Genomic DNA, 21,622 nt, shown 5'->3' with positions numbered 1-21,622 from the left:
GTACGTGCTGCATTAACCCAAAACGGATCGTTTTCTCCATGCATAGGGATGAGACTTTCTGCCATATTTTCCAGTAATTCATCTTTTGGAGCTTCCAGCCATAAATCCCAATTAGCACAGCGTGCATCAAAAGGATTAAGTAAAGCATCATGACCTTCCTGAAAATAAGCCTGAGTAAACGTGCATCCCTTGTCATAGACAATGACTCGGTCGCCACGCGCACGTAAACAATCCATCAATTTCATAATGAACTGGCTTTTCCCCATCCCAACCGTGCCATGAACCAATAAATGCTGCACCTCTGTACCTTGCAACAGGGGAAATCCATCAAGATGTAAATCAGATGCTTTCCTTTGCTTTATTATCTGTTTTTTAAGTGTTTCTGATGGGACTAAACTCGCCCCTCGTATAAATTGGTTTTGTGTTTGTACCTTTCCTCGATAAATGAAATATCGGCTCACCAAAAGTGCCACAATCAACGATAAGGGAAAACTCCATAGAGTTGACTGTAACAGGAGTGTCAGCAAACGATCTGAGGTTGCAGAAAAATAGTGATTGTGGAGAAGCTGTTCGACAGTTTGTGATGCATACCCCCCTTTAACAGGGATAGAAAATACATGTGGCACCCCTGCCAGGTGATAAAAATGAGCCGCATGATAGGCCATGGTCTGTCTTATCATTCCATGTGGCGCAAAGATACAGGTCAATACAATGCTTAACCCTGCCCAAATGAATAAGTAAACATGAAAGAGCGCTTTGTTAATCTGAAACCACATCCGCAGATTATGGAATGAGATCTGGCCTCCCCGGGTATAATGTTTGTAATTGGATTCATGACTCATTTTATCTTCCTCCTGCTGGTTTTTGGGCAAAGCAGCGGCTTCCACTGCTTGTATTTGTGGTTAAAATTTATTCTTTTTGATGTGTTTTGTTTATTTTAAGGGTGTTGCCGCACTGGCATTTTTGTCCTTATCAAAATAATTCTTTATGAGAGTAAACAGCACGCTGATGCCTATCCTATTGAGCTCCATTTCAACAAGGATGCTCGTTAAAATCCCGCTAATGAAAAACGCGCCAAAGGATATGAAGAAGGCAGCACTGGGAAACAAGAACAGCGAAGGAATCAAAACAATCCCCGCAAATATTCGATAGGCTATAGTTCCAGCCCTCCTTATTTGTTTTACAATCAATGAGCCTGTTCTTAGTTTGTGTTTCAATTGATAGTCAATCAAAATGTATTGATTTAATGTGCTGTAAATGAATAAAAAAACAAAAAGGCATAGTCCTAGAGCCATTAATGGCAGCCAGAAAAAAATATAGATGAGCTCGTGCGTTGAAGTCTCCACCCTCAACACGTTCCAATAAAAAGGGAGTGGAAGTAAAAATCCTAGAAGTATTGTTCCATATAGTTTAAAAAAAACATGCAAAAACAAACTTCTGTTCGCCTGGTAATACTCCTTGGCCGGCATAATATCCACGTCTAATGTTTTTAATGTTTCTATATCCAAGGCGATGGCCTCTTTTAATTCTTGTGAATTCATTTCTTCATTATTCATGGATAAGCTCCTTCTTTGGGGCTGATTTATCATGATGATCAACCCATTTAGTAAAATAGGCGGGTATAGCCACGTTAGTTTGACCCAGTTTTTTACCTTCGCCTACATCGTTGTTTGTTGTTTCAATCGCTTGCTGGTATTGACTCTTTAAGCGTCCTCCTCCACTGCTTGTTTTATTTACCGCCGCATCGACCTGATTATTAATTTTTTGCTGCATGCTTTCGGCTCTTGATGCATCCATGCCAACTCCCAGAGTCCTTCCAGAATCCTCCAATGCATTACTGTTTTTGTGGTAGTCAGCTCTCATTTGTGACTCTTTGGTTCTTAATGGATTTGCTGCATCCTGATAAAGGGAGTCAATCCGAGCATTTTTAGAAGCATTGCCGTATCGTGCGATTAAACTTTCTCGTTGTTCACTGATAAACTCGTTGGCTAGCGTTTGTATTTGTTTTAATGAAGCCAGATCTGAAGGATTGGAATATAATGCATCACGAGTTACTTCATCTGTTCGACTGGCAACATATTTCGAGAAGGCCTGATTTAGATCGGTAGTCACTTGATCGGAGTTTGATTCGACATAACTTCTGGCCGTGCTTATGCGAGCTGCTTTGGACATCGAGGCATCGTAGTTTTGACTTGCCGTTTGCGCATTCCTTAAATCGGTACCCATTTGATTCGAAAGGCTTGCCCCTTCCGAATGGCTGTTATCAAAATGATGGTTTTGTGCAAACTGGCTCACATAATTTAGCGCCTGATTAAAGTCTTCTGCTTCCTTCGCTGACATGCTGCTGTCCGTGCCTTCATGGTAACGATCACTACTCGTTGATGACCTATCGAATTTGGCATGACTATCAGCACCTCCTGTTGCTCCAAAAGCAAACCGCCCAATACTTCCCAGCATACTTTTTTCACTTGCGACTCCGACGTGGGCATTTAATCCAGCTGAGGTCATATGAGCCAGCGCATCCTCTTGGCTTATCCCTTCGCGTTTAGCTACATCCGAGGCAATATGCGTCATGGTCGATAAGGCCTGGCTGTATTGACCGGATTCGCTTGTCGATACTCCATCGCCTAAACGCATATCATGTCCCTGCATTTTCGATAATTGTACTGCACTGTGCGCAAAACTGGATAAGGACGTTTGATAATGCTGACTTTCATTGGCTGCAGCCTGCCTGGATTCCTCAAAAGCCTGATTTAAAGAGCCACTTAAGGCCTTTGTATCTGAGATATGTACGGGTCCTCGTGACATCCCAGGACTTACATCAAAAACAGCATCTCCATGACCTGTGGTCGTCTTAAGCACACCACTTCCCAATTGTTCCGTGTGCATCCCATGCATGTTCGTCCAATTGGTATCGTGCTTGTTAGCCGAAACGTTATTGGCGCTGGTATTTTCATAGTTCATATTCCAACCGCTGTAACTTGCCATTGAGATGTTACCTGCAGCTGCAGATTGCGCTTCACTGACTGACAAAGATTGTGCCATACCACCAAAATGCTGGGAGGATGTACTCAAAATCTGTCCCAATCCTTTCGTGATGTACAGGGCAATAACAGGAACACTTGCTGCCAATGCACCTGCCGTATAGGCAAAATTACTGTGCATGCTGGCTAATGAATCAATATTAGAGAAGGTCACACCTCCTGTTTTTTGACCAAACAAAGTAATGGTGGTACTTGAAGCCATAGAAACAAACCAATGAAAAATAATAAACATCGGCGGCCATGACCAAAGGTAGATTTGAGATTGTACCCACAAGAAATAAGCGTTACTCAGAGTAGGGAACAACGAAGTTAAAACAACTAATGGAAAAATACACAGCGTTAGCATCCACATCACGGTCATATAGTAAGGCAGGCGAAATCCTGCAAGCCAAAAGCTATTGGCTTCGGCAACGTGCATTTTTTGTGTGCTGTCTGTATTAGTGTAATTCATGAGTGCGGCATCAGCTCCTGAAAAAGCAAAAGCATCGGCAGCAGCATCTCGGGTCGCATTAATTAAGATATTTTGGGTGAGTGTTTCAGCCGCATCTTCGGTAATGTTCATGTAATATTTGTGAGCAGCTTGCAGCCTGTCACCAAATGTCTTTTCGCCTGGCAAAGAACTGCTATCCGTGTTGCGTGACCCTAAAGCACCTGTGGTTACCAGATGATTAAGACGCTCCAACTCCAATTTCGCTGCAATGGGTAGTCGAGTCTTCAAATTGGCTGCTGCATCATCACAACTTAAATTGATTCCATTGTGCAGAATCACCCGATAAATAGGTGATGGCTCCTCAAAATAGGTTTTAGAAAGATGAGCACTTTGAGTAAGCTCCTGAGGGCTTAATTGGTGACTTGCCAAAAGTTTTGCTGTAAACACGCATTGGCGGATATAAGACGATAGGTCTTGCGCCAAATCAGGCGACATGGATAACCTTGTCTGGGTTGCCGCAAGCCAAGTTCTTGCACCAAAAATCATTCCTGTTTTGTTGTACTCCAAGCTATCTGGCATGTGAAATACATCACTAAAGGCCGTTGTTATTCCATATCCTATGCCACTAATGACTGCTGCAGGCAATGCAACACCTAAAGGCACATGATCAACCGTTAAGGCTTCCCCTGCTCCTTCGGCTGTCTGCATGTCAATAAGTGCCACAGGCACTTTAATGCCTAGCACGCAATACATGACTAAAAAGGTGGTCAGCACAAAGCGAGTTAATGATTCGAGCTTTTTCCCCATCACGTACTGATAACCAACCATACCAACGGATAAAATCATGATAATGTCACACGCGGTGCTAAACGTGGATTCGCCAAGCAAAGCGGCCATACCATCAAGCAACTCTTTTAAATAAATCCCATTTTGTGGGGTGTAGATTAATAATGGGCTCATTGTGCCCCTCCGGTATATGATTGTCTTAAAATGGGATTAAGGGCATTAAGTGCCTGCTTCACGTTGTTTTGAACCAATTGATTGGTGGTCAGTGCGGCATTAAAACGTGCTCGGGATTCGCTGTTAAAATTATCTACAAATTGTTGTGCCACTTGCAGGTTTTTAAATAACTTCTCTTCATGATCACTACCTAAATCACGTCCCGCAAGGGATGCTCGAATCACTTCAAGTGAATTTGCAAGATACTGGGCAAGCAAATCCGTTGCTACACTCTGAGCCAATTCATAACTGCTTTGTATGCCGATATTCTGTTGTGCACTGGCTGAAATGAGCTGAAATACAGACGGCTGGGTTAGTTCAATTAACCCTTTTTGTTGCGGTGTTAAGGCCGTCCCTGATTTGATATTCTCATAAACTCCCTGCAGGATGGCTTGTACTTGAGAAACAAGGGCATCTTTACTGCTAATCTCCTGGCTTCCTTTCACATTGACGTCAAGACATTTTACGGGCTTATTCGAATCACTACACTTATAGCTGGGTAATTTACCTCCATAGAGCAAGGCTTTTACAAAATCCTGATTGGTCGCTAAAGAGGGATACGTTTGCATCCCTCCTTTGGCATCAAATACCAACGTTCCTGAAATCGACATATAGACTTCTGAAATTTCGGTATCCGATTTGATGAATTCATTCTGTTGTAGTGCATCCCAAACTACGTTGGTATTCAAAAGAGCCCTGTCTTTATATTCTGAATCGTTTTTTGCCTGTTCCAATCGCTTTTCAATCTCCCCTCCTGTCGAACATTTATGCCTTGCTTCTGCCCAATCGGTGTATACATTACGATTACGCCCGATGTCCTCACACAAACGCTGATGTGCCGCTCTATTTTTAGGATAAAGCGCTGCAGTCAGATTTTCTCCCATCTCACACGAATTAAAATTCGTCCCATTAATGTCATTTGCCAGCTTTTGCATGTATTGCATGGCATGAGCTATCTCAGGCAACTCGGTCTCCAGTGCAAGGTTCATTGCATAACCTGCCCCGTTACTTAAAATATTCTGCATGAAGGAAACAATCTGCTCTGATTTAATAAAGGAAAAACCACCTGCAAAAATATCAATTCCGCCACATCCTGAACGAAATCCAGGTACATCAACGTGAGCTATCTGAATGGAGCGCACCTGATTTCTGGCATAAACGGAACCTAAAGATGCAAATCCTGCTGCCTGTGATTCATAGGAATGGCTACCTGTGACATTCGCAGAATATCCAAGATTATTAAAAAAATGATTCAAATCGGCACTGGCTGATGCATGAACACCATGTCCTGTCACGCAAGTAAAAGATGCAACAAGGGTTAGCACAAGAGCTCTAATCATTAAATTTCTCCTCAATGTGTTGCTTTAATTCATGAACTCTTTGTGCCAGCTGATAAGGAGTTGCTTCTCCAAACAAGACAGCATAGGCTTCCAGGGTATGTCGATTGACTAAAAACAAGGCGGGAACTGTAGGCTTATACCCTCCTGATACATAGAACGTTTGAAAAAGCTCAGGTGTTAATGGTGTGGTATCGAGGCCATCCAGGGATTCTCCATCCAAGCTAAAAGCACGAACCTTAATATGGAATGTTTCTGAAAAATCCTTTAAAACAGGGGAGAATTTTTTACAATGTGGGCAGGTGCTTCGAAAAATAAATGCAAAATAATAATTTTTGGATAACTCTTTAACTTCAGCTGATTCCTTCTGTGCAAAAGCCTTAGGGGCTTGCTTTTTCAATAACAGTGCATTGAGTTCTTCAATTGCCACATTAGCGTGCAATGAATTAATTACAGAACAAAGCAGTAAACAAATGATGCGGACAATCATGCTTCAAACCCCTCATAGCTGAATCGTTTGTAATGAGTCGCCACATCCAAAAGGCGTTCTTTTAACTCGGTTGTGGAGACGAAACCATAGGATAAAGGCGACATTTTTTGTGTCTTTAAATCAACAAGAAACAGTGCTGGCATGTAGCGTGACTGCAAATTCATTGTTTTTTGTATTTCATGAAGAGGTATGTTTTTAGGATTAGGAAGACCTTCAATGGGCTGTCCATCTGTGGTGACCGATATCATTGAAAAGTGAGTCAGATTGACGAATGGCACAAGATGAGTGATGAATTTTTGCGAAATGGAACTGTTCCCTTTGTAAAAAAGGATTAATCCATAACGTTTAGCCCCTTCTCGGACTACCCTCTCCATTAAAAGATTCATCGAATCATTGCGAATAGCCACAGCCGTATTGTCAGTTGGAAAATTTAAGGAATGATCCAGCTCAGGATGAGACAGCAGCACTTGTTGCCAGTACTGGACAAATTTCTGATTGTTTTTGGCATACACCTGCTGGGCTTTCATGTACTCATAGGTGGCATCAAATGATGGGGCAATTAATGCCGTTGCGAGCTTATTCATGGTGGCTTTGCGTATCTCCATAAGCTCTTCATATGGAGTCAGCGAAGGCTTTGATTCCTTCGGAGTATGAGCAGGTTTAGTCTTGGGTTCCTTGCTTTCGGTACTGTACCAATGAAACCCATGAGCGGGTGGACTTACTAAATCAGCCATGGCAGGCATGGAAAGTAACATTAAAATAATAATGAATAATCTCATTTTTGTTCCGCCTTTTTCTGGACTCGCCGTTTGATTTCATCCATAGCTTTTGAGGCGTCGGGGCTATTTAAAACGACATCGCCTACAATTCCGGCTTCTTTTGTTGGCTGTCCTTGGGGAAATGGATAGACAGGATTTAAATAATCGATTCGTCCCATATCAAGGCTTTGTAATTCTTTTACACTGAGCCCCTCGCAGCGTGTATGCTCCGCATCTCCTAAAGCGTTGGGATTTAATTGTCTTAAACGCCCTTCGACCTGGATAATGCGCGCCATTTTGCTGTCAAAGACACAATAGGTACGTTTATGCTCCAGACAGGTTCCCAAAATGGGATCTTTCTGACTACAAAATTCGCCCACATAATGAGCTAGATAATTCTGTTTGGCCTTTCCTAAAGCCTTATCTTCCTCACGACACAAATCGATATGGAGTTTGTCAGCCCAACCTTCATTCGAACAACAATCAATAATGTCCCAAACCCAGATTTTGCATTGCACTGGATGGCCTGAAAATAAGGTGGCCTGCGTTTTACCAAACTCAGCGCCAGCAGCTCCTGCAACGGCCATAGGTGCCATGGCCTCTCCAAAACCATCATTCTGAGTCGCAGCATGCTCCGTGCAGTCTCCATCGGCACAAAAGAGATCACGCACACAAGCCACGGGCTGTGGACAAACTGTCTCATCGCAACGATATACCTGCTCATAGAGTGAGCAGGTATTATTATTCATTAATGTACAGCGCGAGCTTGCCTGTAAGCATCCTTTTTCACGTTGCGTTTTACATTCATCGGCTGCAGCGGATGCGCACTGGTATCGTGCATTAAGCTCCCAGCAATCACGAGTAACGGGCAGGCCATTAATAACACGGGTTGGATTGGAATCAGTACACTGCTCTTGTGTTTTTTGACATAGGTTGTTTGTCTCAAGAGTGGCGCATTCATTATCCCAGTGCTCTTCTTCCACATAGGATTTGGAATGAGCATTAATCGTCAATGCCACTTGAATTGGGTAATAGCGACTGAACTTATCTGAAATATACAAACTGATTACGCTTCCATTCTGGCAGGTTGGAAGTCCCACTACACTCACCCAATGAGCAGATCCACCATTATTTAAAATGGAATGAACTGTGGCTTTCATTTCTTTACAGGGATGATTTAATTTAATGGGATTAGTTAAATGTCCTCCTGCGGTATTGGTCATAGCACCCGTCATAAGATTAACTGTTATGAGTCCGGTCCATTTTTTATGAACCCATACCTCAAAATCAGCTCTTTGACTCCAGCGTTCTGTGTTCACGGTTACTTTGCGTTTCTTTAAACACTGCTGTTCTGGTAATTGCCTTGATGTATGACAAAGTTCCTCATGCGATTTAATCTCACAAGCAGGTGGCTTTTCATCGCATTTAATCCGCTCGTTAGATTGTCCATGGGTAATCGCATAACTTTCTTCTTCAATTAATTTGGCGCTTTTAATCGCCTCATTTTTAGTATTAATTTCAAATTGGCGCTGACCAAAATGCTCGGTCACTGTACGTCCACCGGTATCATTTTGTAAGGCATTCGCAGCCAAGATACTTAAATCCGTTTTTTCAGTCTCAACCCCCTGATAATGAAGCGATTGTTCAGGATTTTCTGTATAGTCTTTGAAGGTATTCTGGGGCTTAAATTCATTCATGGCGCTCAGTGGCTGATTCCCCAAAGATTTTGCGTATTCTTTTAATTTCTGAAAGTCCTGCGCTGTTGTATTGGCAGCTGAGAACGTGCCAAATCCAAGAATACAGACGATGGCCAACATGCATCTAAACATGGCCTTTCTCCAATATGGTGGCTGCTAATGTGACTCCTGCATCTCCTTTCTGGGCGATGAGCTCCAGTCCTTTTTTTATGCCTGCATTGCCATACACTACATCAAAGGGTTGATTGGCACAGGACTGCCCTGAACCGCAAGACTTGAAGGGCTCTGTGACCACAAGCGCTGGAACCGTTGTAATGTGGAATTGACTAAACCAGACCGGATCAATAGAAATTCCCTTAAAGTTTAAATGCTGCTTTTGAGCCTCGCTATTAAGGCGTTTAAATGTTTCTATGGTTTTTTTAAAATCCCCATCCACTAACCCATTAATGACCACGGGAATATGAAACCGTGCTGCTTCATCGCTCAATGCAAATAAAAGTGAGTCGGGCATGGAAAAGGATACAAATAAAATGGCACCTTCAGCGCCCTGCGGTTTTTGATTGCTTTGTAAACCGTCTGTGCTGCGTTGCATGAGTGAATCAATCAATGATTGGTGCTCTGATTGATTCCGTAAAGATGTATGCTTTAGCATTTCGATTGTATTACTCGAAATGGTTGATACCTGGTGAGCCCCCTCCTCTTGATAATGCCTTAATTCATCATTAGTGTTTGCAAAGCATTCGACAACCCCAGCCAGAAACAGGATAATGATTTTAATGTAGTGCGCCATTAAAGGCCTCCTTATAAAAAACAACAATTTCTCTTGCGCCAAATCATGAAGCCAAAATTATCCCCATCTCCAGGATAGGTATGTCCGGCCTCCCAGGTAATGACTGAGCGGCCAAAGGGCTGGCAGCGTTTCGCATCAGGCAATGTATTGACTAACTGGTAGCGATACCGGCTTTTAGGCAAAATGGAAGAGTGATAGGTGCTACAAAGTGCAGGCCAATCTTTACCAACGGAATCTTTAATTGCTCCAAGGCGATGAAGCTTAAAGTCGGTGCGTTCTGTCAGAAGCGTTGCGGCACTAATGGGACTTGCCTGATTGGCAACAAAACCATTGAGAGGATAGGTGGAACCTTGAGCGCCCATACACCAGAATAAAGAATCCATGGCCATCCCTGCCAATGCTTTGGTTGCATCTGCAGCACAAGACGCACGTACTGGCGATGTGGTAAATAAGGTGGCCTCAGGATTAAGAACAAAAGCAAACTCAGAGTCATTCCAAGTTGGATCAAGTTCACTCAAATACATCACATCAAAATCTTCTGTCTCCATACAGCCGATGGATGTAAGTACCTGCAGCCAATACATCAGAGGGTATTTGTACCAATGCACGTAATAAAATGCGCCTCGCCCATCCGTATCGGGCATTTGTGAACCACCAAGACCCTGGTCTTTGATATGCAGTTGCACCCCAAGATTCACCATGCAATATGGCTTTCGTGTCACATCGACTAACGCAAAGGGTTCCCAATAACCTATAGTAACTCCTAAAAGTTGTAATTTGTTTGGGCAAGAACAGACCGGGTTCCCAGGGTTTTTCGTATCAGGATAGTGGCTTTTTACTACTTCGGAGGAACCAATGGTTAAAGGGAACAAACAATCCCAGCAAATGTCGGTAATAGGATTGACAAAGTGCCCTTTACATTGTGACGCGTGCAATGAACAGATGAAGAATAAACCTGCAGCAATTGAACAGAAGAGTCGTTTATTCATCATTCACTCCAATTTCTTTAATTTGCCAATCAAGACCTACCTGACTGACTATGCTTGGGACGTGTTGAAGCTGCAGCCGAGATGAAATGATGCCGTTCACATCAAAATAAATTCGACCAAAAAGCGCTGCAGCAACTCGAACATCACCGCCTGTTAAAATAAACTTAACGTGCTTAAAGTCGGTGTAATGTTTCTTAACCCAGGCAACCTGTCTTGCATCATCCGCATTGAAGAAAATCAGGGTTTTGAGGAAGTGAACGCGCTCAAATGGGTTTATCCGCGTTCCTGCTTTTGCAATTAAATACCCATCAGGTGTCCAGATGTCATGAGATACAGTCACTGCCGGTGAGATGCGAAACGTCTTAGGCGTGCGAGTCGTGCTCAATGCCAAAAGGTGTGGTCTCATCGCCTGGCGTGCGGCTTTCTGCTCTAAATCGCGCTGAACATGCTCTAAATCACCGCTTTGCTGCAATGCATAGAGTTTGTTCATAATGACTTTCCTTATATCCTCTTCCTTGACAGGGAATGTCTGGCCATACTGACCAATATTTTTTGCATGGCTTACAGGCTCTAATAAAAAGGCCAGACCAAGAATCAGGGAAAAAAACCGTTTGTTAGTGCGCTTCATGCTTTATCCTTGCTATGGTCAAAGCAATGAGCTCGTCTGTTACATCCACCAGGGAGGGTTTGTAACCAGTCAATACGGGTGCGCTGACTAAGGTTACCCTGTGAGCCCTTCCATAGTCCTTGATAACTTCTGGAAGGGCTCGTGAAAAGCGATCCATAATGTTTAATTGTTCTTCATGAGTCAGATTAGAACGGGCAAGCAGCACTGAAGGCGCCTCAATGGCACGATTCATATCAACCACCAAAAGAGGTAACGGCTTATGCCACATCATAAACATACCCGCCAGGACTCCAATGAGCCCACCAACTCCCGCAATGACCCAATGTGTGGTGTTTAAGCGATTAAGCTGCATAAACCCTCCCATAATGCAGCTCTGCCACGCGCGATACCGCATCAAGAAATGCAAATCCTTGTGCCACATAATTAATGACCGCCTGATAGTCATCACCATCAGAAGATAAAAGCACGCGAGTAAACGGATCAACGAACAAGCGATGAAAGGAGGAAATACCATTGGCACGCAACAAGACTTGCGAAAAACCAGCTTCTTTCGCTATTGGGAATGATTTGAGAATGGTCATCTCAAAATCCGAAAAAGTCTCATGTTTTTTTTGATGTTCTAAAAGCGGTGATTCTTCTTGTAAAAAAACAAGCTTTAAAGCCGAGTTTTCCCATGCGGCACGGGCTTCTGAAAATTCAAAATAATCCTCAATCCCCTGAGTAATCGTGACAAATGATGCTTTATGCCGCCGACCAGTACGAAAGCCTTTGGTAATAAAGTTCACTGCAATTGAATCTCCTGTAAAAAAAGACCAGGCTTCATCAATGATGCACATCTTTTGTTTGTTCCTGTCTGAATTGAACATACGTCTTTGAAATTGAGAAATAACTGACAGGAGAACCGGTGCGCGAATGCTTTGATTGTCTTCAATTTCCTTCAAATCAACTACAATTATGCGGGCATCAGGCGATAACTGGGATGGTTCATTAAACGCCTTTCCATGCTCTGACGCAGAACAGTAACGCTGAAGGTTTTTAGACAAAATGCGCGCTGTAGGATAGGTTTCTCGGTCGTGCTCGTACAACGACAATAAGACTCCTGCAACCTCATCAATGCGTGTTTGATTCCCAGTTGTTCCAAAGGCAGTTAAAATAGCTTCTCTTAAAGTGCCTCTGTCATCATCTGTAGCACCGCTGGTTGGGCAGGTTAATAATTCAAATAGGGCAATAATGTCATCAATTTCTCGTAAAATATCCGTTACATGGGTAAAGGGATTCATCGCCAAATTGCTGTATTCAAGATAAGTCCCACCGAGCGCCTCACACAGTTTTCTGTAGCTCCCACCTACATCAATAATAAAAATATCCCCGCCATTAAATAAAATATTGAGCATCAGCATCTGAATGAAAAAACTTTTTCCACCGCCCGATGTGCCAGTTACAGCCATATTGTAATTGCTGCCAAATGCACCTGAGAAAGGATCGATGCAGGCAAACTGATCGCGCATGGTGGGTAACAAAATACCCTTGCCCACCCCGCGCCAGTCAGAAAGAATGGGCATGTATTGGGTTGCATTCCATGAAGAAATTGGCCACATCATTGTGGGAAGAGAAAAATCCTTAGCCAGATTTCCTGTGAAAAAAAACGGCATCGAGACTAAAAAATACGGACATTGCATGCGTTTACACAAGGCCAGTTTAATGTCATTGAACGCAAATACCGTGCGAGCAGCTTCCACATCACGCTCTTTTTCATGAGGTCGTGAAAAAAGAACCACGTTATAAAGCATCTTTACAGAACGAGTCTTCTGTGAGGATAAATCATCTCGAAAAGTACGCCATACTCTTGCCTGCTCCTCAGTTCCCGCTACATTCAAGGCATAATCACTTTTAGATTTTTTATCCAAATCACGGGTCTTGCGGTTCGCCCTACCCTGAGCACGCCCCTGCTCTTCAACCAGATAGATGACCGAGATGATGTGATTACAGGATATTCTTTTATCAGGATGAAAAATGTTGCTGGTATTATTGATGTTCTCCCATAAACAATACTGACGAGGCAGGCGATCAATGGTCAGAACAGATACAGCTGTTTCATAAGCACGTCCAGCTTCATTAACCCCTTTAATCACCACTTCATTATTTTTAATTTCAATATCAAAGTCATGAGACAGCGCCTGCTCTTTAAGTAATTTGGTTTTGTCATATACAACAGGGCGAGGGGTAATTGCATCAGGGCAATTATCCAGATAAAACTGAAGCAAATGCAAAAAGTCAGTCGCATCTGCTTGCTTAAATCCAATTTTTGCAGCACTTAAGGATGCTTCAAAAGAAACGCGAAACTGGCCAAAACAGGCTTTTAAATCGTTCTCAGATTCTTTTTTGATTTTATCAATGACAATATAGCAATCCGTATGCGTTAATCGAGGTGAAAGCATCGTATTCGTTTTAAAACCGTGTATGGCGGCTTTTTGATAAAATGCCTTAAGGTTATCTCCTAACAGGCCTAAATTTTCAAATTCGCTTTTTGTGAACTGCGAAGTAAATGCCTCAATATCTTTCCCTACTTGATTGTGTTTGACGCAAATCAACTGCAAGGTAAACTCATGAGACACTTTAGATTGAAGCAGCATATCCAGCTGCTCTGCTATGTGTTCATTCGCACCTGTTAAAGGGACAATGCGATAAATTAAACCCGCGTTGTGTTCATTAAAAAACAGCTTCGATTCCTCATCAAAATATTGATAAGGTAATAGTTCCTCAGTAAAAGAAGGATATTGATGTGCCTTGAGGTCAAAAGCGGATCCATTGTCGGTTAGCCCTTTGTCGTTCCATGACTCCTTTAGCAATTCATAAGTATCTTGAACCCATTCTATAGCGTTTGTAAACATGGCTTTTCTCCTGTGATCTGATCAGCGTCTACTTGTAACCTGAATAAAGAGCCTGGCTTTTGGCCTGCTGCACGAATTGACCATCGGGTGTGTAGCGTTTTTCCTGTACCATGCGATTCACCATTTCCATGCTTTGACAACCACCCCTGTCAGCAAAGGGGCATCTGGCATCCTCATTGTCCAGGATGGATTTGGAGCAGGCACATAACTGCGACACTAAGAAAAGGGTACTCAATAAAAATAGAGGTTTAATCATGAAGTGGCTCCTCATTTTGTACGGTTGAAAATAATGGGGTAGAGGGTTGTCCTGGTTGATTTAAGAGGGGATTCTCAACAGGATTAACGGTTTGAACCATGGGCTCATGATTAGTGGACTGCATCAATGAAGCGCCATTCACAGGGTGTGTATTTAATTCATAGGCACGGCTTACAGTGGTTGTAACCCCTGACTCGTTTTGGGCATGTCCTTCATTGATAGCGCGTCCTGACTCGTACACCTGATGTTCTTTGTCTATCCAAAAGCCTTTAGTAAATAAAACGGATACACGACGACCAGCACGTGCCACAACCAGTGGATGATAAATATCAGCAATGCGCATTACATAGTCTGAAATACGATTGGCAGGATTGCTGAGCGCACCACCAGCAGCCGATTGAGCAAGGGTTGATGCCTGGCCGTAGGTCGTAATGGTGCCAGCCCCTGGATTGATTGTTTGAGCGGTATTTAAATTCTTTAAGCCATCACCAAATCCTGCCAGCATGCCTGCCGCTGCCGAATAGGTTAAGAGCGGCTTTGTTTTTAGAATGGATGTTCCGCGTAAATCCTGCATGGCATCCAAATCAAATACAGAGCCGTAGGCCTTTTGTTCAAAATTGATGTTGTTTCCTGCGCAAGACAGTGTTTCTAAATGCATCACCACGGAACTTCCTGATAAATCACCATAAGTGGATACCAGGGCGACACAGTCTTCCAGATGAGAACGCTGGTTGTTGGGCATGATTCCTCCGCTGGTGAGGCGGATTAAAGCAGTTCCCATGTTTTTTGAGCCGTTTATTCCTGCATCACCTAAAACCCCAGTCAGTAACACCCCTTCAACAAAGGTTCCCGCCCAAACATAGTTTTTAGAGGTACGTACTTCCTTGTTTTTTTTCTTCCGGTTGTTAAATTGCACTGTTTCAAGTCCTGATTTTGCTAGCAGTTCGCGCTCTGCCTGATGCTTTTTCTTTTGCTGTGCTTCCATTTCTTCACGAGTTGGCGGCCTAACGGTGACCAGACTTGCCTGACGGTTAGAAACCAGTGCAACCTGTAATTGTTCGTTCATTTTTTTATTCTCTTCTTCAAGGTGTGCAAGCTGTTCTTTCATGGCTTGGATCAAGGCTTTTGTTTCCGAGTTTTCTGTATTCACAGGTGCTGCTTCCTGCTGTTTTTTTTGATGTTCTGCCACTAACTCTTTTAAAGAATCAATTTGTTGTTGCTGTTGCAGAAGGAGTGCTTCGTCACTGCCCTGATTAAAAGTACTTTCAAAAATACTCTCGAACGGAGCTTCTTCCTGTTGGACTGGTTTTTTTTTCTCAGCTGATGAGTAACAATAAAATCCATAGGATGCCCCACCCACCAGTAATAAAATGGCCGCGTGCTTCAATTGTTCCTTTTTGGCCAGTTTATTGGCGTTTTGAGGTTTTAGCGTCAACCATCGTTTTATTTTTTTAAACATTACCTACTCTCCTTCCAACTCATTTTAACCAGCTCCTGGTTTATCCCTGATTGCTGTATAACCCATATAAATAAGCGATTTTTTTAGGTGGGAGCGCTTCATCACTTAATGACAGGGATTCTGCGTCCTTATGGGCAAATAAGGCTGTTGTAAGCGCTAGCTCATGATTTGATGTATTTTCTAACCGATAGACATAGCCTGTGAAACGCTTACCCTGATATTGCTTTTCCAGTGTTACCTTGATGCTCTTTTTAATGTAAAAAGAACGTGGGGTAATTCGTTTCTCATTAAATTCTTTGGGCGTCTCCCCTGCTTTCATAGCAGCGATTGCCTCATCTACTTCACTGGCATCAGGGGTATCCAGTTTCACAAATTTCAATTTTGTTTGAGCGCGCGGCACGAGCCTTAAGGTTTTTCCAACCGATTCATCAGGTGTCAGGGTAAGTGATACGTGATGTCCTTTATCTGTAGTTAGGAACAGGGTAATGGGAACTTGAAAATTGGGCTTTATATACACCGAAGAATCCGTGCTTTCAGGGTTATCCATCTCACTTTTATCGACTGTAATAGCATGCTCTGGGTAACTTAATTTAGTGATCGATTCCCCTTCAACAAACACACGATTAAAGTTAATACTCGATAAGGTCAGATTAAACTGCTCTCCTTCTTCAAAAGCGATGACCGAAGGAGCTGTGCTTGCACAAACAATTCCTGAGCACAAACAACTTATAAGAAGAATGGTTTTTTTAGCTTTTTCATAAATTGAGTTAGTCATGGTGCATCTCCTGAATGGACACAAGATTTAAAAGGCCTGATTGATGTGAAAACTGCACTCGATACATTTTGTGTTGTGGCTTTAATTGAAGCCCATGGCTTGTGCGATACAATTGCCCTTCGATTCGACCTTGATTTTTAGAGACATCCACGGATACTTTTTCAGCATAAAAAACGGAGCTTACATTTTTTTCATGTACTGTTTTTCGCTCGGCATCCAATAGTTTGGAAAACGATTCCTGGTATTTCGCTGGAATCAGATGAGACAGCATGGTGTAGCGTGCATCAATGGTCTCAGGGTTGTAGGTCAGGCGTAAGTCAGCAGCTTTCTGCGTCATTTCTTTCAGGTACTCCGGTGAATAGCCTTTATCACCAATGCTAAACTCAGAACCAGTACACACTGGAAGCCAGTGAACCTGCTTATGCAGTAGGGTATAAAAATTTAAGGCGCAAAGAACAATAACTGCAAACGTACTCGATAGCGCCCAAATCAGAGTCAACTTGAATAACAGTCTGTTTTTTGCAATCGCATTATCACGAAATGAAGTATCCATTAAATCACCTGATATAAATTCGGTTGGCAGAATCGGGCAAAGCTCGAAATAAAAGGGACGTTAACCTGTGAGGCAGCGACCAGTATACGATGGCAAACAGACTCCGCAGAGGCAGTCCGCCATACTTGATATGCATCGCAACGCTTAGGGCTGCGCCTATCATAAAAAGCTGATAGGCAAGTCCTGTTAAAAGCCCAATTCCCGTGAGTAAAAAAATGGGCAGGCCTGTGGTAATCGGAATACCCGCAATTTTTGGCTCATCAGAGAGCATAAAGGTTTGGTAGTTGCGAGCCATTATTTCAATGCCCAGTGAGTAAACACCATCAATACAGGAACACCCGCAAGGACTGCGATATTTTTGGTTTTGATGTAGGCATAAGCCCCCGCAAGCCCTTCTGCTAACAAAAGAAAATAAGGGAGATCTGAATCCGCTCCAAAGGTTGCCTTTACTTCCTCTTTTAATCCAGAAAGCCGATTCTCAGCAGCAAAACAAGAGTCAGGCATCAAACACAACAGCGCCAAACCAATCATTAAAAAAGGAAGCAGCTGCCTGGCATAGAGATATCCTTTAAGGCTCAAATCGTTAATTGCTGTTCTATAGTTCATCACATTCTCCTTTTTTGGTTAAAAAAATCCCCTGAGCCCCAATTTGTGCTCATTTTTTATTCTTTTTATTTAATGAATTGTGTTTTGGTGGTTTTAAAAAGAGCGTTTATCCATTCATGGTTACTCCTTTATCGAGCATACTTTGACTTAACAGGTGGTTGTTCTTTTTCAGTTCAACTAAAATTTGCGTCAGTAGGTGATTTGCAGAATCCAGTTTTTTGAACAAAGCCACATACTCAACTGATTTAGCTACGTCAGGAACCTCGGTATTCAGGGCTAAGACAAATGCATAAAGTCCTCCACTAGTCAGAACGTGCTTAAAATATTCGACATCTTGCTCCTCATTCATTGGTGCATCGACTGTAAGTATCTGATTGAGCTTAACGTTATTTTCAGGCAGTATTGCGGGCTTTGCATAAATAACTCCACTTACGACCATGAGGATCATCGATAGCATGATTGTTTTAATTGCGTTCATAAAGTACTCCTCTTCATTGGCTTATTTTTATCAGTTAATGCACTGTTTCATTCTCTATCGGATACATTAAAAACAACTGCTGCCTTCTTAATAATGAATAAGCATATATCGCTGCTTGTGCATGTTTATCAAAATCAAAGCCACCTATGTTTAGAGCTGCCTGCTGCAAACAGGAAATACAACTCTCTAAAATATCAAATACTTCTTGTTCTACATTCATAATGGATTATTTTGATAAGTGATAAGGTTATTGAACCATCATTTAAATGAAGGTGCATTCACCTAGGTGCAAGGATAAGAAAAAAATGAAAATTTTTTTAGAATGAATAGGCTAATTAAAATAACTATTGAAATCGTAGGTAATTATCAAATATTTCATCAATTTTACATAGTCGTTAAAGAGTTGTTCTAGGTTAGACTCATGCAATCCCAGGTCCTTCAACCAGTTAAAAAAATCCTCTCCTTTTAACAAGTTATGCTCTTCTCTAAATTGTTCGACTTGATATATAAGCTCGTATTCTGTAATTTTGTACGTTTGTTGATCAAGAAGATACAGTAAGTGTTGAGAATGGAGCCTATTCTTTTCTGTTTCAGGGATTGATAGTAATTTAAGAATATTTTCCGCTCTCTGTAGAGAAGCCAAACCTTCTTTTTGCTCATGCAGCGGAGCACGGAACCAAACAGGAGACAAGGTAGACTCAATTAATTTTTTTTCAAAAAGGGTAAACTCTCTTTTTTTTCTATTTAAATTAGAAACCGCAGAAAGAATGTGTTGTTGGTTTAAATAAAGCAATAGTGACTTCGCATCCTCTTTTTTTGCATCTATATAATTAGACTTAATCGAATCATAAAGTTCATCTGGAACATTTTGGGCAATTTTCTCCCATGTTCTTTCAGTATAAAAAATGGACCGTATTGAATTTAAAACCTCTTCTTTATTGATAATATTTAGTCGTTCCAGAACTAGACGAATATTGATTAAGGGAATGGTTTGAGCGTTATTGTATCTAGAATAAACAATGGCCACCTCATCATCACCATCAATTTCTTCATTCTTATACATCTCGTAAATACGCCCATGCCCCTTCATGCCAAAATTATCCAGCTCCGCCGCCCTCAAGGCACCCATTGACGCAGCACCCCAAACCTCAATACCGTAGTCTAATGCCGTTAATATTTCTTTATGCCACACTGAAGAAACCCAGGAAAAATTTCCATCGATGATAACAATCCGTTTATACCCTTCTTTTATTGCTTTGATCACATCACCCTTTTTGATTGAGGGTGAATACTTCGCATCGGGAAATAGAAGCATTGCCTCTTGATGGGTTAACGAAGTTTCTAAAAAAACAACGGTTTCATGCATGGCTTATCAAATCCATAGAAATTAGTTTGACTTTTAAAATGCATATTTCTTTGTCATAGTATTTATAAACTAAAATTTCCTGATTCTTAGCCTTAATCTTTTCAAACAGCGTCGAAAGGGCATCTTCTATCGTCTCTACCGAATAATTAGGCAATTCAGAAAAATCCCTTTTATCTATGACGACAGGAAACTCAGAAGTTTTAAAATCATACTTAGTATGAATCAAGTCATCTCGAGAGCCTGCAATTGTAGTTACTCGCGATTGAATAGCCTCAGTTAATGCACGATTTAAAGCTATTTGTTTATTGAGATGACATCCACCGCCTTTAAATAGAACTTGATTTTCAAAAGGATTTTTAGATTTAATCAATACCTCAAACGAAGGAATTTCATAAATATTTTCATGAAAGTAAATATGACAAGCAAATTTTTTTGATATATTTTTAACCATATTGCTATTAACAATATCAATTCCAGATATCATCTGGGCGTTTTGTCGTTCTATTACCTCTAAAATTCCATGTAAAAGAGCCTCTTTATAATTATTTCCCCCCGCAAGTCCAGTTGTATCAGAAGAGTAAATCAACACTTCCGGCAAATAAGAATTTAGTGAATACTCAGCAAAAGGCACGAGAATGGATTTTTCTGCAAACACTAATTCAGCTTGTACCCAATTCATTGGCTGTGATGAATCACTAAAATGTACAGACTTTGAAAGATGGTTTATTGGTATAAAAATAGTTTTGTCTTGAGCTAACTCAAGCTCTGATTTATTAGGTACTTGGGGGACTAATTCTTCAGCAAAATATACTTCAATGGACTCCATCAATGCCGAACACTGAGCAGCCTCTTTGGTTAATCCTTTTCCTTGACTTGTGGTTAATGATTTTGCTCTAGGCCTGATTGCAGTATAGACAGGTAGCTCTGTGTAATCTAAATGAGTTAAATCGGCTAATCGTGTAATCCCTGCAAGTTTCTTGAAAAGAGTTAATATGCTTAATGTTTCGCCGTAATTGCGAGCTCTAAAAGACGTTTCTGTATACTCAAAAATCATTTAGAAAGCCTTTCATTAAGATAATACGCCTCAACGCCTAAGGTTCTAAGTTTTGATACAAACAATTTACTTCGATACCCTGATGTGCAATAAAATACCAACTTTTTAGCTTTATAGGATAAGAAAAATGAATAATCAGTATTCTCTTTAATAGGAAAAAATAAATCATCATCTAACTTAACAATCGCCCGTTCTTCTTTTTGCCTTATATCAACCAGAAAATGTTTGGTTCTATCAAGTTGCTCCAAGGAAATTCCATAATCAGCGTTTTGATTTTGCAGATAACTTAAGCTTATTTTTCTTTGTTTACATGCAAAACAGTTATTATTTTGCTTTATTGGCATGGAAGAAATGTTGAAATTTTTTGCATCTATTATTCGTATCTGTGGTACTTTCTCATTTTCTATCTTAAGTAAATAATTTAACGCAAGATTAGCAGCCATAGTTCCAGCCATTCCTGTCACGGTGCCTAACACACCCGCGTCAGAACAATTAGGTATTACTCCTACAGGTGGTGGATTAGGATATAGACAACGATAACAAAGCTGCTTTGTATCAAATAAAGCAAGTTGAATGATATTGACCAAAATACTACAGCTGATAAATACTTTCCTCTTTAAAACGCAAATATCGTTAATAATATATCTTGTTTCAAAATTATCTGTTCCGTCGATGATCAAGTCGATATCGGATACTAAGGAATAACCAAAATCCACATCAAATCTGTTAGTGTACGCCTCTATAACTACATTTTTATTAACTTTACTTAAAACATCCCTCGCCTTTTCTGCCTTGTAGAGTCCTATATCGGATTCATTGAATAAAATCTGTCTATGCAAATTAGAAAGTTCTACTTTATCATCATCGACAACAATTAACTTTCCAACACCAGCTGCGGCAAGGTATTGAGCTACTGGACTGCCTATCCCGCCAAGTCCAACGATCATAATCGTTGCGTTATTTATTACTTTTTGACCCTGCTCTCCAATAACAGAAATTTGGCGTATGTATCTATCCACTCT

23 protein-coding genes are annotated in these 21,622 nt (G+C 41.4%); all 23 read right to left on the bottom strand.

Translation table 11 applies throughout. The features are described from left to right. A partial coding sequence (locus tag BGO44_RS17420; protein ID WP_286823455.1) for a type IV secretion system DNA-binding domain-containing protein occupies window positions 1–842 on the bottom strand: 842 nt, incomplete at its 3' end. Window positions 843–932: 90 nt separating this feature from the next. Continuing rightward, window positions 933–1,556, bottom strand: a complete 624-nt coding sequence (locus BGO44_RS17415; protein WP_273199822.1) for a hypothetical protein — start codon at window positions 1,554–1,556, stop codon at window positions 933–935. Beyond that, the gene (locus tag BGO44_RS17410; protein WP_273199824.1) at window positions 1,549–4,434 is read right to left on the bottom strand and encodes a conjugal transfer protein TraG N-terminal domain-containing protein; all 2,886 of its coding nucleotides are present in this window, start codon (window positions 4,432–4,434) and stop codon (window positions 1,549–1,551) included. Before BGO44_RS17410 ends, BGO44_RS17415 begins: the two co-directional genes overlap by 8 nt. Next, the gene (locus BGO44_RS17405; RefSeq protein WP_273199826.1) at window positions 4,431–5,813 is read right to left on the bottom strand and encodes a conjugal transfer protein TraH; all 1,383 of its coding nucleotides are present in this window, start codon (window positions 5,811–5,813) and stop codon (window positions 4,431–4,433) included. Before BGO44_RS17405 ends, BGO44_RS17410 begins: the two co-directional genes overlap by 4 nt. Continuing rightward, a complete protein-coding gene (gene trbB / locus BGO44_RS17400; RefSeq protein ID WP_273199827.1) occupies window positions 5,806–6,300 on the bottom strand; it encodes a type-F conjugative transfer system pilin assembly thiol-disulfide isomerase TrbB in 495 nt (164 codons plus the stop codon). Before trbB ends, BGO44_RS17405 begins: the two co-directional genes overlap by 8 nt. Continuing rightward, a complete protein-coding gene (traF, locus tag BGO44_RS17395; protein ID WP_273199831.1) occupies window positions 6,297–7,079 on the bottom strand; it encodes a type-F conjugative transfer system pilin assembly protein TraF in 783 nt (260 codons plus the stop codon). Before traF ends, trbB begins: the two co-directional genes overlap by 4 nt. Beyond that, on the bottom strand, window positions 7,076–8,887 hold the full coding sequence (gene traN / locus BGO44_RS17390; RefSeq protein ID WP_273199834.1) for a type-F conjugative transfer system mating-pair stabilization protein TraN: 1,812 nt from the start codon (window positions 8,885–8,887) through the stop codon (window positions 7,076–7,078). Before traN ends, traF begins: the two co-directional genes overlap by 4 nt. Beyond that, window positions 8,880–9,545 (bottom strand): type-F conjugative transfer system pilin assembly protein TrbC, encoded by a 666-nt coding sequence (trbC, locus tag BGO44_RS17385; protein ID WP_273199837.1) that lies wholly within the window; start codon window positions 9,543–9,545, stop codon window positions 8,880–8,882. The genes traN and trbC overlap by 8 nt, the downstream gene beginning before the upstream one ends. Before the next feature lie 11 nt (window positions 9,546–9,556). Beyond that, a complete protein-coding gene (gene traU, locus BGO44_RS17380) occupies window positions 9,557–10,534 on the bottom strand; it encodes a conjugal transfer pilus assembly protein TraU (RefSeq protein WP_273199907.1) in 978 nt (325 codons plus the stop codon). Next, window positions 10,527–11,162: a type-F conjugative transfer system protein TraW gene (gene traW / locus BGO44_RS17375; protein ID WP_273199840.1), complete on the bottom strand. Its 636-nt coding sequence runs from the start codon at window positions 11,160–11,162 to the stop codon at window positions 10,527–10,529. The genes traU and traW overlap by 8 nt, the downstream gene beginning before the upstream one ends. Then, window positions 11,149–11,514 carry a TrbI F-type domain-containing protein gene (locus BGO44_RS17370; RefSeq protein ID WP_273199843.1) on the bottom strand — a complete coding sequence of 122 codons (366 nt, stop codon included), beginning with the start codon at window positions 11,512–11,514 and terminating at the stop codon, window positions 11,149–11,151. Before BGO44_RS17370 ends, traW begins: the two co-directional genes overlap by 14 nt. Then, window positions 11,504–14,053 (bottom strand): type IV secretion system protein TraC, encoded by a 2,550-nt coding sequence (gene traC, locus BGO44_RS17365; protein ID WP_273199845.1) that lies wholly within the window; start codon window positions 14,051–14,053, stop codon window positions 11,504–11,506. The genes BGO44_RS17370 and traC overlap by 11 nt, the downstream gene beginning before the upstream one ends. A 28-nt stretch (window positions 14,054–14,081) precedes the next feature. Beyond that, window positions 14,082–14,309: a type IV conjugative transfer system protein TraV gene (locus BGO44_RS17360; RefSeq protein ID WP_273199847.1), complete on the bottom strand. Its 228-nt coding sequence runs from the start codon at window positions 14,307–14,309 to the stop codon at window positions 14,082–14,084. Beyond that, window positions 14,302–15,768, bottom strand: a complete 1,467-nt coding sequence (locus BGO44_RS17355) for a TraB/VirB10 family protein (RefSeq protein WP_273199850.1) — start codon at window positions 15,766–15,768, stop codon at window positions 14,302–14,304. The genes BGO44_RS17360 and BGO44_RS17355 overlap by 8 nt, the downstream gene beginning before the upstream one ends. Window positions 15,769–15,808: 40 nt before the next feature. Then, window positions 15,809–16,543 carry a type-F conjugative transfer system secretin TraK gene (traK, locus tag BGO44_RS17350; RefSeq protein ID WP_273199853.1) on the bottom strand — a complete coding sequence of 245 codons (735 nt, stop codon included), beginning with the start codon at window positions 16,541–16,543 and terminating at the stop codon, window positions 15,809–15,811. Next, entirely contained in the window at window positions 16,536–17,096 is a 561-nt protein-coding gene (locus BGO44_RS17345; protein ID WP_273199856.1) for a TraE/TraK family type IV conjugative transfer system protein, read from the bottom strand. Before BGO44_RS17345 ends, traK begins: the two co-directional genes overlap by 8 nt. 4 nt (window positions 17,097–17,100) lie before the next feature. Next, window positions 17,101–17,391 (bottom strand): type IV conjugative transfer system protein TraL, encoded by a 291-nt coding sequence (gene traL, locus BGO44_RS17340; RefSeq protein ID WP_273199859.1) that lies wholly within the window; start codon window positions 17,389–17,391, stop codon window positions 17,101–17,103. Next, complete coding sequence (locus tag BGO44_RS17335; RefSeq protein WP_273199862.1) at window positions 17,391–17,702, bottom strand: type IV conjugative transfer system pilin TraA; 312 nt, start codon at window positions 17,700–17,702, stop codon at window positions 17,391–17,393. The genes traL and BGO44_RS17335 overlap by 1 nt, the downstream gene beginning before the upstream one ends. Window positions 17,703–17,808: 106 nt before the next feature. After that, entirely contained in the window at window positions 17,809–18,180 is a 372-nt protein-coding gene (locus BGO44_RS17330; protein WP_273199864.1) for a hypothetical protein, read from the bottom strand. 34 nt (window positions 18,181–18,214) lie between these two features. Then, window positions 18,215–18,400 (bottom strand): hypothetical protein, encoded by a 186-nt coding sequence (locus tag BGO44_RS17325; protein WP_004450445.1) that lies wholly within the window; start codon window positions 18,398–18,400, stop codon window positions 18,215–18,217. A gap of 111 nt (window positions 18,401–18,511) precedes the next feature. Further along, the gene (locus tag BGO44_RS17320; RefSeq protein ID WP_273199870.1) at window positions 18,512–19,546 is read right to left on the bottom strand and encodes a TfuA-like protein; all 1,035 of its coding nucleotides are present in this window, start codon (window positions 19,544–19,546) and stop codon (window positions 18,512–18,514) included. Further along, the gene (locus BGO44_RS17315) at window positions 19,539–20,600 is read right to left on the bottom strand and encodes a YcaO-like family protein (RefSeq protein ID WP_273199872.1); all 1,062 of its coding nucleotides are present in this window, start codon (window positions 20,598–20,600) and stop codon (window positions 19,539–19,541) included. The genes BGO44_RS17320 and BGO44_RS17315 overlap by 8 nt, the downstream gene beginning before the upstream one ends. After that, window positions 20,597–21,619, bottom strand: coding sequence for a HesA/MoeB/ThiF family protein (locus BGO44_RS17310; protein ID WP_273199875.1), 1,023 nt, complete (start codon window positions 21,617–21,619; stop codon window positions 20,597–20,599). Before BGO44_RS17310 ends, BGO44_RS17315 begins: the two co-directional genes overlap by 4 nt. Between the last annotated feature and the right edge of the window lie 3 nt (window positions 21,620–21,622).

Source organism: Legionella sp. 39-23, from assembly GCF_001897665.1.
Classification (GTDB): domain Bacteria; phylum Pseudomonadota; class Gammaproteobacteria; order Legionellales; family Legionellaceae; genus Legionella; species Legionella steelei.
This window is presented reverse-complemented; position numbering and strand designations above follow the sequence as displayed.